General features: G+C 55.3%; 11 protein-coding genes. 2 read left to right on the forward strand and 9 right to left on the reverse strand.

Features of this window, described 5'->3' with window-relative positions:
- Positions 1-6: 6 nt before the first annotated feature.
- Complete coding sequence (locus ACT3RR_RS05610) at positions 7-750, forward strand: SDR family oxidoreductase (protein WP_485901344.1); 744 nt, start codon at positions 7-9, stop codon at positions 748-750.
- A gap of 60 nt (positions 751-810) precedes the next feature.
- On the opposite strand, the gene ACT3RR_RS05615 is transcribed toward ACT3RR_RS05610, so the two are convergent.
- Genes ACT3RR_RS05615 through ACT3RR_RS05625 form a run of 3 tightly spaced genes read right to left on the reverse strand, consistent with a single transcriptional unit; the run spans position 811 to position 4,486 of the window.
- On the reverse strand, positions 811-2,217 hold the full coding sequence (locus ACT3RR_RS05615; protein ID WP_496199911.1) for a cytochrome c: 1,407 nt from the start codon (positions 2,215-2,217) through the stop codon (positions 811-813).
- Entirely contained in the window at positions 2,214-3,869 is a 1,656-nt protein-coding gene (locus ACT3RR_RS05620) for a GMC family oxidoreductase (protein ID WP_185689691.1), read from the reverse strand. Before ACT3RR_RS05620 ends, ACT3RR_RS05615 begins: the two co-directional genes overlap by 4 nt.
- Complete coding sequence (locus ACT3RR_RS05625; RefSeq protein WP_353502723.1) at positions 3,869-4,486, reverse strand: sorbitol dehydrogenase family protein; 618 nt, start codon at positions 4,484-4,486, stop codon at positions 3,869-3,871. Before ACT3RR_RS05625 ends, ACT3RR_RS05620 begins: the two co-directional genes overlap by 1 nt.
- 438 nt (positions 4,487-4,924) lie before the next feature.
- On the opposite strand from ACT3RR_RS05625, the gene ACT3RR_RS05630 reads away from it, so the two are divergent.
- A complete protein-coding gene (locus tag ACT3RR_RS05630; protein WP_034791642.1) occupies positions 4,925-5,269 on the forward strand; it encodes a YejG family protein in 345 nt (114 codons plus the stop codon).
- An 11-nt stretch (positions 5,270-5,280) separates the two neighbouring features.
- On the opposite strand, the gene yejF is transcribed toward ACT3RR_RS05630, so the two are convergent.
- From yejF to mepS, 6 genes are all read right to left on the reverse strand, one after another.
- A complete protein-coding gene (gene yejF, locus ACT3RR_RS05635) occupies positions 5,281-6,876 on the reverse strand; it encodes a microcin C ABC transporter ATP-binding protein YejF (RefSeq protein ID WP_496199912.1) in 1,596 nt (531 codons plus the stop codon).
- 1 nt (position 6,877) lies between these two features.
- Complete coding sequence (locus tag ACT3RR_RS05640) at positions 6,878-7,924, reverse strand: ABC transporter permease (protein ID WP_496199913.1); 1,047 nt, start codon at positions 7,922-7,924, stop codon at positions 6,878-6,880.
- Positions 7,924-9,018, reverse strand: a complete 1,095-nt coding sequence (locus ACT3RR_RS05645) for a microcin C ABC transporter permease YejB (RefSeq protein ID WP_353502721.1) — start codon at positions 9,016-9,018, stop codon at positions 7,924-7,926. The genes ACT3RR_RS05640 and ACT3RR_RS05645 overlap by 1 nt, the downstream gene beginning before the upstream one ends.
- Before the next feature lie 9 nt (positions 9,019-9,027).
- Positions 9,028-10,836, reverse strand: coding sequence for an extracellular solute-binding protein (locus tag ACT3RR_RS05650; protein WP_496199914.1), 1,809 nt, complete (start codon positions 10,834-10,836; stop codon positions 9,028-9,030).
- A 204-nt stretch (positions 10,837-11,040) separates the two neighbouring features.
- A complete protein-coding gene (locus ACT3RR_RS05655) occupies positions 11,041-12,624 on the reverse strand; it encodes a cyclic di-3',5'-guanosine monophosphate phosphodiesterase PdeN (RefSeq protein WP_353502719.1) in 1,584 nt (527 codons plus the stop codon).
- A gap of 187 nt (positions 12,625-12,811) precedes the next feature.
- The gene (mepS, locus tag ACT3RR_RS05660) at positions 12,812-13,396 is read right to left on the reverse strand and encodes a bifunctional murein DD-endopeptidase/murein LD-carboxypeptidase (protein ID WP_034791636.1); all 585 of its coding nucleotides are present in this window, start codon (positions 13,394-13,396) and stop codon (positions 12,812-12,814) included.
- Between the last annotated feature and the right edge of the window lie 120 nt (positions 13,397-13,516).

The following is a 13,516-nucleotide window of genomic DNA, read 5'->3' on the forward strand; positions in this document are numbered from 1 at the left end:
TTGAGGATGACCAAAATAGCCTTAGTGACCGGTGGTGGCAGTGGTATCGGGTTGAACGCGGCAAAAGCGCTGACCAATGTGGGCTTCACGGTGATCATCACCGGGCGCAACCCACAGAAGCTGGAACAGGCGCTGGTGGAGCTGCCGTCGGGGAAGGCGATTGCGCGCCAGCTGGACGTCACCAGCCCGGAGTCTGTCGACGCGCTGTTTGCCGATATTCACGCCACTTTTGGCCGACTGGACCTGCTGTTTAACAACGCGGGTACCAATGCCAAAGACCTGCCCATCGAGCAGTTGCCGGTGCAGGAGTGGTTGTCGGTGATCAACACCAACCTGACCGGCGCGTTCTTATGCACCCGCGCCGCGGTGGGATTGATGAAACAGCAAAGCCCGATGGGGGGCAGAATCATTAATAATGGTTCGATTTCGGCCCAGTCGCCGCGACCGAACTCAGCCCCTTATACCGCCAGCAAGCACGCCATCACCGGCTTGACCAAATCGACGGCGCTGGACGGCCGCGCTTTCAACATTACCTGTGGGCAAATCGACATTGGCAATGCTTCGACGGATATGGGCAATTTGGCGCTGGCGGGCAGAATGCAGGCCAACGGCGAGATTGCCGAAGAGCCGGTAATTCCGGTAGAGAGAGTGGGGGAAGCCGTGGCCTTTATGGCCGGACTGCCGCTGGACACCAACGTGCTCACCATGACCATTATGGCGTCGGCCATGCCGCTGGTCGGGCGCGGCTAGTCTGCACCAAGCTTAAAATGAAAACACCCGGCAGAGCGCCGGGTGTTGATTTCATCTCAATCAGGCGTTAGTACGCCGTCTTCCCAGCCAGAAAATCAGCACTAATAAGATAACCACGCCCACCACCATCGCCGGAGCCATATAAGGCTGCAACTTAGCGAGAAGGGTGATTGGCCCACCAGCGCGTAACACCGCGACGTCATGGGCATTCACCTGAATCGCCGCGTTGCCGTAGTGGGTCAGCACATAGTTGGAGATATCCGCGATTTGCTGGTCGTTAAGCTGGCCGACATAAGAGCCTTCGCCAAATTTTGGCATCAGCACGTGGTGGCCGCCAACATTGCGATCGACGCCGTACAGAATCGCCGAAATCAGGTTAGACGCATTGCCCAGCCCGGTCGCGGTATTGTTATACAGCGATGGATAAGCCTGATTTTTGCTGCCCGAGCCGTCCGGCTGGTGGCAACTGGCGCAATAGCCGCTGAACAGCGCCGCGCCGCTATCAATGGTGCCGTTGGCGTTGGCCGGATGCGCGCCGCGCAAACCTTCCTCGACGTTAAAGGCTTTACCAAAGGTATCGGCAGACTGCTTATCCTCAGGGTCACGCACCGGCGTGCTGTTCTTAAGGTAGAAGGCAATGGCGTTCAGGTCAGAGTCCGGCAGGTATTGCAGGCTGTTCTCGACGGCTTCTGCCATCGGGCCAGCGGCCTGATTCTTACCATTCGCGCGGCCGGTTTTCATGTATTCCACCAACTCGGCCTGCGTCCAGTTGCCAATTCCGCTGACGGGGTCTGAGCTGATATTCGGCGCATACCAAGGCCCGACCATGCCGCCAGCCAATGGCTTATCCGTCACCGAACCCATCATCAGGTTACGCGGGGTGTGGCAGGTGTCGCAGTGCCCGGCACCGTTGACCAGATAAGCGCCGCGATTCCACTCGGCGCTTTTGCTGGCATCCGGTTTAAACGGCGTACTGTCGAGGTACATCAAGTTCCAGCCTGCCATGGCAATCCGCATATTGAATGGGAAGGGTAGCGCCGTCTCCTGCGTCGGGCTTTCGACCGGTTTGACCTGCGTCTGGAAGTAGACATACATGGCTTTGATGTCTTCATCGCTCATGTGGCTGTAAGAGGTGTAAGGCATGGCCGGGTACAGGTTTTTGCCATCCGGGCGTACCCCTTGGCGCACCGCGCGAGCAAACTGCTCCTCAGTGTAATTGCCGATACCAAACTGCTTGGACGGCGTGATGTTGGTGGTGAAAATGGTGCCCATCGGCGAGTGGATCGGATATCCCCCGGCGAAAGGCTGGCCGCCCGGATTGGTGTGGCAAGCCTGACAGTCAGCCGCGCTGGCGACCATTTTACCCTGCTGCGCCCATTCAGCCTGTGACAGCTCGGCCTGTGCCGCGCCATTCAAAGCAAGGCCGAACAGCGCGAGGCTGATGCCCTTCAGAAGCGTTATTTTCATGCCGCACCTGCCAGTTTCTTCGCCATATCATCTGCCGCTTTTAGGCCCAGTGCCGCCATGGTCAGGGTACTGTTGACCACGCTGGAAGAGGGGATCGCGCCGCCGCCCGGCAACCACAGGTTGGCGTGGTCGTGAGTGCGGCAGTTGCCGTCGACCACGGAATCTTTCGGATCGCTGCCCATAATGGTGCCGCCCATGATGTGGTTGTTGGCATTAAGACTGGTGGTGATGTTGAACTCATCGGCCATAAACAGCTGACCAATGTGCTCCAGCTGCTTGTGCGCGGCCTCAGCGCCTTTACGCACATAATCGCCGACGTCGTAATGAATATCCGGGCACGGCAGGCCGTGGGGATCTTTACGGGTTTTGCTCAGTGTTAGGCGGTTATTCGGGTCTGGCAGTGGCTCGAGGCTGATGGACAGGTCCACGCCATAGATGGCGCGGCGGCGGATCTCTTCATCCAACTCTTTACCCACCAGACCCATTTGCAGGGCTTTGGAGGTCGCCGGGATCACGCGGTTGATGTTGTTGAGGATCATCTTGTTGGCGGAATATTCTTTGCGGAACTCGCCGTCGCGCGGGCCAACCAAGCAGCTGCTCTGCGCCGGGCCGCGACCAATCCACAGCGGCTCTTGGGCAATGAAAGTACAGTGGAAGCCCGAGTGGTCCATCATGTTGCGACCCACGTGATCGGACGAGTTGGCGATGCCGTTCGGGTTCTTCTCGTTCGCCGCCATCAGCAGCAGGCGCGGGGTTTCAATGCCGTTACAGGCCAGCGCGAACACTTTGCCGGTGGCTTTATGCGACTGCTTTTTGTTGTCCAGCCAGTGAACGGCGGTGACATTGTTGTTTTCGTCGGTGTCGATTTTGTAAACCACCGCCTCGGCTAGTACCACGGCACCTTTGTTTTCGGCGCGTTCGACGTGGGCGATGCCGTTATACATGGCGCCGATTGGGCAGATTGGCTGACAGTTATTGTTGCCACAGCAGGTTGGGCGGCCATTCCACGGACGGGTGCTGCGGCCCTGGGGGATGGGCACTGAGCGATAACCGTGCGGGTTCACCACTTCGGCAAAACGGGTGTCGCCATAGCCGTAAGGCACCTGCTCCATCGGGTAGGGCTTGCTGCGCTCGGAAGGGGATTGCAGCTCGGGGTCGTTTGGCCCGGCAACGCCAATCTCTTCTTCCGCGCGGCAGTAATAAGGCTCAAGCTCGTCATAGGAGATCGGCCAGTCGCGGCCAACGCCGTACAGCGTTTTCATTTTGAAATCGTTGGGAACGTGACGCCAGCAGGAGGCCGCCCAGTGCCAGGTGGTGCCGCCGACGGTGCGCAGATAGCCCTGTTTAAAGCTGCTGGCGCTCGGGCCGGTCAGATGCACATAGTTGTTTTCTGGGAAGTAGAGCGGGGCCGGGGCGTTTTCCGACTGCGGGTAAAGCCCCTGATAGTCAGAGCCAGCGCGGTTTTCAAACGGCATGTTGCGCCAGTTTTCTACCGCCTGAGCGCGCTCAATGCGCAAACCGGCTTCCAGCACCAGCACCGAGTAACCCTGACTGACCAGCTGATCGGCAATCATGCCGCCAACTACGCCAGAACCGACCACAATCACATCAGCGGACGCATCGCCGTTCGCCATAAATTCAGGTTTTTTCATCAGGATTTACTCACTTGGTTGGTATCTGTAGCCGGGCCGAAACGGTCGGCACTCATCGCCTCGGGCATGGCGGCGGCTGGCGGCGCGGCGGTGAACCACAGCGGACCGTTGCCGCAGTAAGTTGGCACAATCAGGCCATCACTCACCGGGCGGTACATCAGCGCGTCTTTATAAGAGATTAAGATGGAATCGGTACCATGTCCGACCGAACCTGTGTACCACGCGGTGACGATGTTAGTCACCAGATCGCCCAGACCTTGCTGTTTGGCTAACGCTTGCAGCTCTTTTGCTGTCTGATTGCTGTTAACCAGAGCATGTAGCTTACTGACCTGCAAAGGGAAGTCGGGCTGTCCGCGGAACAGCGCGTTGAAAATTTGGGCTGAGGCCCCTTCGCTGAGATTCTTATGCTCAGTGACGGCTTGAGAGACAAGGTAGAACTGACCAAATATTACCGGGGAGGCTTCTGCCGTGGCTTTTTCCGCCTGAGTCAGGAACGGAAAACCGAGTAAGGTGGTGGCCACCATCGCAGAGGTGAGCCCTTTAATCAGGTCACGGCGACTGAAACCGGTACCATTTTCGGGCGCATTGTTATCAATCATTGACGGATCATTATCCATTTCAATTCTCGCTGGTATTGGAATATGAGCCAAGCGGGCTCAGGAAAGGGAAAGCAGTTAAAACATAAAGCAGTAAAAACGGTGCGGATAATAATCCTAAAATTAAAAAGGGTGAAAACAAATCGTGCGATATTCTTTAACAAAAGATGTTTTTAAATTGTAAAAAAATAGAGTCAAGAAAGTAACGCCGATGAATTAAATTGGTTGAGATATGGGGTGAAAAAGGTTACAAAGAGGTCAAAACGAGATCTGGCTCGCAGAACGACCACGAGCTGGACATAAAATCATCAATTAGCCAACATTTTGTGTTCGTGACGTTACAATAATGTTAATTATTTTGTTGAATCGGCGAGCGCACGTTGAGTTCAAAGGCTATAACTTGCTATACACGCAGCATTTGCGTGAATGAAGTAATGAGTGAATCATCTGGGGATCCTCGTGAATAATATCCAACTTTCGGTAGTACATCGTTTGCCGCAAAGTTACCGTTGGTTAACGGGTTTTGACGGCATCAAGGTTGAACCGATTCCGCTACCGGGTAGCGAAGAGGGCAGCAACCTGATTGGACTGAAGCTACTGAGCCACGAAGGTGAGGTGGCGTGGCAGGTTATGCACCATCTGACCGAGTGCTTGCAGGAGATTCAGGTGGAAAGCTCTGTCGTCGAGTGCGACGGCCAGCCCTGCCTGTTTGTAAAACGCGACGATGAAAGCGCCACCCTCTGCCGACTGAAAAATACCGGCGCGGCTATCGCTGAAACTGTCTCCGCGCTTTACCCTTTCTAACTTTCCGCGCTTCAATCTTCTAAGGTCGACAGTGACAGCAACTCCTGCGTATAGGGGTGTGCTGGCGCACGGAAAATCGCCTCGCAATCTCCTTGTTCCACGACTTCCCCGTCCCGCAGCACGATCAGTTGGTGGCACAGCGAGCGCACCACCCGCAGGTCGTGGCTGATAAACAGATAAGACAGGCCGAGGCGCAGTTGCAGCTCGCTGAGAATGGCCAGAATTTGCGCCTGTACCGATTTATCCAGCGACGACGTTGGCTCATCAAGGATTAAGATTTCCGGCTCGAGCACCAGCGCGCGGGCGATAGCAATGCGCTGGCGCTGCCCGCCGGAGAACTCTGCCGGATAGCGATGACGCGTTTCGGCGTCCAGCCCCACCTCTTGCATCACCTTAATCACCCGCTGTTGGCGCTGATTGGCGTCAAGCTTGCCGTGAACTAATAATCCTTCGGCGATAATCTGCTCCACGGTAAAGCGCGGGTTCAGCGCCGAGAAAGGGTCCTGAAACACCACCTGCATCCGGCTTCTATAAGGCAGCATCTGGCGGCGAGTGAACTGATGCAGCGGCTTGCCGCCGAGCAGGATCTCCCCTTGCGAGCTAATGAGGCGCAGCAGGGCCAGCCCGGTGGTGCTTTTCCCTGAGCCAGATTCCCCCACCACGCCAATACTTTCCCCGCGACGCAGGCTGAAACTCAGTTTATTCACTGCCTGCTTGCTGCTAAGGGTGCGGCGCAGTAAGCCGCGTTTACGGGAAAAGGTCACGCTAAGGTCTTTGACTTCCAACAGAACCGGCTGGGTGCTATCCAGCGGCCGTGGGCGACCCTGCGGCTCCGCTTGCAGCAGGCGCTGGGTGTAAGGGTGCTGCGGCTGGCTGAAGAGCAGGGCGCGCGGCTGGGTTTCCACCACCTTGCCGTGCTGCATCACCGCCACGTTATCTGCCAGCTGGCGCACAATGTTCAGGTTATGGGTGATAAACAGCATCCCCATATTCAGCTCTTGCTTCAGTTCGTTGAGCAGTTTGAGGATCTGCGCCTGCACCGAGACGTCCAGCGCGGTGGTCGGCTCATCGGCGATCAGCAGCTTGGGCTGGGTGAGCACCGCCATGGCAATCATCACCCTCTGGCGTTCGCCGCCGGAAAGCTGGTGGGGGAAATCCCCTAAGCGAGATTTCGCCTGGCGGATCCCCACGCGGTCGAGACAGCTGATTATTTCGCCGCGCGCGGCTTCGCGGCCCATTCCCCGATGCAAAGAGAGCACTTCCGCCAGCTGCTTTTCAATATTGTGCAGAGGGTTCAGTGAAACCATCGGCTCCTGAAAAATCATCGCAATCTGGTTGCCGCGCACCTTGCGCAGAGTGCTTTCAGGAGCATTGAGCAGCGACTTGCCGGCAAACAGAATGTCTCCCTCGGGATAGGTCACGTTAGGCAGCAGGCGCAGCACCGACAGCGCGGTGACGCTTTTGCCCGAGCCGGACTCGCCAACCAGCGCCAGCGTTTCCCCTTGATCAACCTTCAGCGAAACTTGGCTTATCACCTGACGCGAGGTGTCGCCCAGCTCGAAGGCCGCGCTGAGGTTTTGAATATCTAATAAAGGAGAATGGCTCATATCAGCGGCCCTTGGTGGAGACTGGCTGCGGCTTTGACGATGGGTCAAAGGCATCGCGCACGGCTTCGCCGATAAAAATCAGCAGTGAAAGCAGCAGGGCCAGCGCAACAAAGGAGCTGATGCCAAGCCACGGGGCCTGCAAATTGTTCTTCCCGGCCAGCAGCAGATTACCCAGCGACGGCGACCCCGGCGGCAGGCCAAAGCCGAGGAAATCCAGTGAGGTGAGGGTGGTTATCGAGCCGCAGAGGATAAAGGGCATATAAGTCAGCGTCGCCACCATGGCGTTCGGCAGCATGTGGCGCAGCATAATCATCCGGTCACTGACCCCCATCGCCTGCGCGGCGCGGATATAGTCGAAGTTGCGGGTGCGCAAAAACTCGGCGCGCACCACGCCAACCAGAATCATCCAGCCGGAAAGCACGCTAATTAGCAGCAGCCACCAGAAGTTCGGCTGCACCACGCTCGACAGCATGATGATTAAAAACAGGGTTGGCATCCCCGACCAGACTTCAATCAGCCGCTGGCCCAGCAGGTCAATGCGCCCGCCGTAGTAGCCCTGAGTCGCGCCCACTAACACGCCAATCAGCGAGGAGAGTACCGTCAGCGTGATACCGAAAAACAGCGAAATACGCAGGCCGTACAGTAGTTGCGCCAACACGTCATGGCCGTCGCCGTCGGTACCCAGCCAGTTGTCGGCAGAAGGCGGCGAAGGGAAAGTTTGATCGGTGGCGAAATTAATCGAGTTAAAGCTGTGGCGAATAGGTGCCCAGATTGCCCAGCCGTGTTTCTCGATTTGCCCAACCACAAAGGGGTCTTGGTAGTCGGTCGGGGTTTGCAGCTCGCCGCCAAAAGTGGTTTCGCTGTAATCAAACAAAAACGGCACCGTCAGCTGGCCCTGATAGCTCGCCAGCAGGGGTTTATCATTGGCAAGAATGTTAGAAAGTAGCGAAAGGATAAACAGCGTGAGGAAAATCCACAGCGACCAGTAGCCGCGTTTATTGGCGCGAAAACGCGCCCATCTCGCCTGATTCAGAGGGCTTAGCGTCATTATTGGCGGGCCTCAAAGTCGATGCGTGGGTCAACCAGCGTGTAAGTGATATCGCTAATAATGTTCAGCAACAGGCCGATGAGGGTGAAGATGTACAGGGTGCCGAACATCACCGGGAAGTCGCGGGAGACAATAGCGTCATAACCCAGCAGCCCCAGCCCTTGCAGGGAGAACATCACTTCAATCAGCAGTGAGCCGGTAAAAAACATGCTGATAAAGGTGGCCGGGAACCCGGCAATCACCAGCAGCATGGCGTTGCGGAACACGTGGCGATACAGAATTTTCTTCTCACTCAGCCCCTTGGCTCGCGCCGTCACCACATACTGTTTGCGGATCTCATCCATAAAGGAGTTTTTAGTCAGCATGGTGAGGGTGGCGAAACCGCCAATCACCGTCGCCAGCACCGGCAGCGTGATGTGCCAGAGGTAGTCGGTCACTTTGCCATACCACGGAAGCAGGTCGAAATTGGGCGAGGTCAGGCCGCGCAGCGGGAACCAGTCGAGGTAGCTGCCGCCGGTAAACAGCACGATCAGCAGAATGGCGAACAGGAAAGAGGGCACGGCGTAGCCAATGATGATCAGCGAGCTGCTCCAATTATCAAAAGCCGTGCCGTTTTTCACCGCTTTGCGAATGCCCAGCGGAATCGACACCAGATAGATGATCAGCGTACTCCACAGGCCAAGGCTGACCGACACCGGCAGGCTGTCCCTGACCAACTGCATGACGCTGGAACCGCGAAACAGACTGTCGCCGAAATCAAAGCGCACATAGCTCCACAGCATGTCGAAATAGCGCTCATGCAGCGGCTTGTCGAAGCCAAAACGGTGAGTAATTTCGGCGATGACTTCCGGGTCCAGCCCGCGCGCGCCGCGATACTGGCTGTCGCCTACTTGGCCCACGCCAGGCGAGGCTTTGCCGAGATCGCTGCCACCGCCGCTGCCGGGGATGCCACTGCTTTTACCCATTTGAATGGCGGCAATAGCCTGATCGACCGGGCCGCCGGGGGCGATTTGCACAATGAAGAAGTTGATGGTGATGATCGCCCACAGGGTGGGAATGATCAGCAGCAGGCGGCGCAGGATGTAGGATGTCACAGGCCCACCTTAGCGCCGCTCTGCCGGTAAACGGTTAGCGCGGTTAAAGTCATACCACCAAGTGTCCAGCTCCAGCCCATTCATCGGCTGAATGGATGGCATGGAGAATTTGTCCCAGTAGGCGTAGCGCTGGTGGTTGTTGTACCACATGGGGATCATATACATGTTCCACGTCAGTACGCGGTCCAGCGCGTGTCCCAGAGCCAGCAGGGCGTCCTGCTTGCCTTGGTTGGCGGCTATCTCGTCTGTCAGCTTATCGACCGCCGGGTCTTTCACGCCGGGGCGGTTATAACTTGAATCAATGTATTTGCTGTTCCAGATAATTTGCAGGTCAGGGCTGGGGTAGGGCATCGCGCTGTAAACGCTCGGCACCATGTCGAAATCCCGTTGGCGAATACGGCGAATAAACTGTGAATTATCGACTTCGCGCAGGGTCATTTTGATACCTAAACGCGCCAGATTATGCTGGAAGGGCAGGGCATACTGGGTATTCGCGCCGCCCGGCAGCAGCAATTCAAAGGTGAATGGCTTGCCGGTCTTGGCGTTAACCAACTGCTGGTTTCTGACTTCCCAGCCCGCCTGTTTTAACAGCTCAGTGGCTTTCAGCAGGTTGGCACGGTCATTACCACTGCCGTCGGAGCTAGGTGGGTGATAAAGCTTGCTAAAGACCTCGTTGGGAATCTGCCCCTTCAGCGGAGCCAGCCACGCCAGTTCGGCGGAGTTAGGGTAGTTGCTGGCGCTGTACTCGGTGTTCTGAAAATAGCTGTTAGCGCGCTGCCATGAGCCGAAGTAGAGCGCCTTATTCATCCATTCGAAATCAAAGGCCAGGGTTAGCGCCTCGCGCACCCGACGATCGCTAAACTGCGGGCGCTGAATATTGAAGGCCAGCCAGCGGGTGTCCTGCGCGGCCTGATTCTGGTCATCCTGTTTCACAATGTAGTTTTTGCTGAAGTTGGCGCCTTTATATTGCGTCGCCCAGTTCTTTGGCGAAGCCTCCATACGGAAGTCGAAAGCACCGGATTTAAAAGCTTCCAGCGCAATGCTGTCGTCGAGGTAGTAGTCGTAGCGAATGGTGTCGAAATTATAGCGCCCGCGGTTGACCGGCAAATTGGCCGCCCAGTAGTCCGGCACGCGGGAGTAGGTGACGAACTGACCCAGTTTGTAATCACTGATGCGATAAGGGCCGCTGCTCAACGGCGGAGTAGAAAGCGGCTCGTTAAACTTATGCTTTTCCCAAAACTTCTGCGGCAGGATAGGCAAGCCGAGCAGGCCGAGCATCATATCTTTGTCCGGGCGCGGCAGGACGATACGCACCGTCAGGCGTGAAATGGCTTTCACCTCGGCGCCTTTGTACACCACGCGGAACTGCGGCACGCCCTCGGTCATAAATTTGCTGAAGGTGAACGCCACGTCGCTGGCGGTGATGGCGCTGCCGTCGTGGAAACGGGCGCGTGGGTTAATATCGACTTCGACCCAGCGGAAGTTACTGTCATAGCGCGCGGAGTCGGCAACCAGCGGATAATAGCTGCCGATTTCGTCGCTAGAGGTGGTAAACAGGCTGTCGTAAAGGGTGTCGCTGCGCACCGCCGGGTTGCCGCGCGAGGCGTAGCGGTTGAAATTGTCATAGGTGCCAATGGCCGCCAGGCGAATGGTGCCGCCTTTCGGCGCAGCCGGATTGACGTAATCGAAGTTGCTGAAGTTGGAAAAATATTTAGGTTCACCCAGAACGGAGAAGGCGTAGCTGTCCTGAATAACTTCGGCCTGAGCGCAAAGGCTCAGCGCGGAAAATAAAGCTGCTGTGATGAGTCGCGAAAACATCCTGCACGTCGCTCCTACTAAAAGGGGGGCGCTCCCGGCACCTCAGGTGCTCGGGATGTCTGCCGCTAAATTTGCTGATGGCAAACTGGTTGAAAATGCTACCAATAGCGTCTTTTTATCTTATTCCTGCTGTTTTACCACAGTATCAAACAGAGTCTAAGACAAAATGTACCATGGAGAGAAATCCTCAACCTTAAGAACCTTTTACTTTTCAGGGGAGAGCAATCCGCCGTTCACTTGGCGAGTGTAATCGATGATTTCATCCACCGGCAGTGGCTTGCTGTAGAGGTAGCCTTGAAGCAGGCTGACGCCGTGTTTACGCAGGTATTTGGCCTGTTGAACCGTTTCTACCCCTTCAGCGATAGTTTTCAGGTTTAACTCTTCGGTCAGTTTCAGCACGGTGTCCAGCACCGGGGCGATCAGGGTGTTTTGGTCGATAGACATCACAAAGCCGCGATCGATTTTCAGGTAATCCAGCGTGAATTTCTCCAGATAGATCAACGCGCTGTGGCCGGTTCCGAAGTCATCAATGGCGATTTCAATGCCTTGCTGACGCAGCCAGTTGAATTCCCGCATGGCGCTTTCGTTATCCACCATGCCGCGTTCAGTAATTTCAAACACCACCTGAAAATAGTCTTTTGGCATGGCGAACAGGAAGTCCATCACGTCATCGCGGAAGCTGCTTTTCTTCATATGATGCGGCGAAATATTGATGCCAAACTTGGCTTTTGGCGGCATGACCTGCATCAGTCGATGGGCATCGGCGGCTGCCAGCTGCATCACGCGACGGGTCAACGCCTCGATCAATCCCTGCGACTCGGCAAAATTGATAAAGATGTCCGGTGGAATGCGCCCCTCCACCGGGTGCTGCCAGCGCATCAGGGCTTCAATACCCGCCACTTTCAGGGTTTGGGTCTCCATCACCGGCTGATATTCCACAAAGAATTGGTTGTGCTTCAGGCCAAGCAGCACTTCGCGCTCCGGGCTGTGGCGGCTTATCAGGGTGAAATAGATCAGTGCGCCGACCATCAAACTCAGCAGCAGGCTGGCAAGCAGGGTAAAGCGGATGTTTTCACCCGTCAGCTGCGGCGCGTAGAGGCGCAGAGTGAAAGGATAGTCATCGATTTTGATTTCAGAATAGTGGCTATGGGGCAGATCTTTTACCGCCATCAGCGAGCTGCCGATGGAGGTCAGCGCCCGGTCGCCGACTATCAGTGCAAAGCCGTGGTAGCCTTCGTCGGTTTGGGCAAACAGCATATAAGGAGAAAGCGTCAGCTCAATGGTGGCCAAAATGCCGCTGTCGCTGACGTCAGGGTTGCGATACCAGACGGCAATCACCGGCCGGTTTGGAATAAAGCTGGTGCCTTGCTCAAGCTGAATATCCAGCGGCTTGCGCCAGTCGAGTCCGGAGAAAAAGTCTTGCACAGACAGAGACATTTCGCCGGTCGCCGACGAGCAGTAGACCCTGCCTTCACGGACCAGCAGGAAATCGCGAACCCCAAGGGTAAGGGCCGCGTCGCGGCTTAGCTGATCGGTTGCCATGTCACAGTTTTTCTCTGGCAACTGACTAAGGCGTTTCATGGTTGCGGTGAGATTTTGCAAATACGCTTTGCTGTACTCTACGGTGCGATCGCTGACTTGCTGTTGTTGCTGTTTATTTTTTATCGCAATGGTGTAGAGCGTTGCGGCAGAGAAAATGAAAAAGAGCAGGGTGGCGGCAAATAGGCTTCGAATAAGATAAGTACGTCTGGGTAAAACACTATGGGTGAGAGCCGAATTCAACCCCATTTTTTCAACCTTCACTCAGTATGTTGCGGAATTTAAAGTATAACGTAGAGAAATGATTAACTGTCATTAAATAAACTTCAAATATTTTTATAACGAAGCCTAATAAAATTAACAAAAAAAAACGCCATCCGGAGATGACGTTTTTTATAGTTCGCTTGGCTTGGGACAACAAGAGTTTATTTATACGTTAGCTATGTTCACCACTAACTAAAACTCGTCTTGCTTCACGGAAACGTTTATTCCAGTAAGTTTCGTTTAAGTTTGAAATCATCACACCGTTGCTGGTGGAAGCGTGAACAAACTGATCGTTACCTAAATAAATGCCTACATGGCGACCCGTAGAGCCTGCACGGAACAGAACCAGATCACCGGCACGTAATTTCGTGCGCTGGATTTTCTTGCCCTTTTCCTCTTGTTCATACGTTGAACGAGGTAAGTCCATGCCGAATTGTTCGCGGAAGGTTACCTGAACGAAGGCTGAGCAATCGATACCACGCTTGCTGTCACCACCTAACCGATAACGAACGCCTTTCCAGTCAGCGTACTGATCCATGATTTTGGATTTTACGTTGACGCTGCGAACCATTGCTTCGAATTCATCCTGAGAGGCTTGCAGTAGAAGACCATCTTTGTCATTTACTGCACGCATATCAGTTTGCGCGTTTTCTGTATTCGAAGAATGTGTGCCACTACACGCGGAGAGAAGAATTGCCGCGCCAATTGCGGGTATCAGCCGCAGAACATATCTCATAAACGGTTGAGACTTGACCATTGTTGTTGTTATCCCTTGAAGTCCTTAACGATTTAATCGTTATAAATTGCCAAACGAAGCGAGACTACCTGCCGCAAACAGGAGCAGCAAACGCCTGACGAGGGAAATGTGCGTTACGAC

The sequence above is a fragment of the Ewingella sp. AOP8-B2-18 genome (genome assembly GCF_052376015.1).
GTDB lineage: Bacteria > Pseudomonadota > Gammaproteobacteria > Enterobacterales > Enterobacteriaceae > Ewingella > Ewingella allii.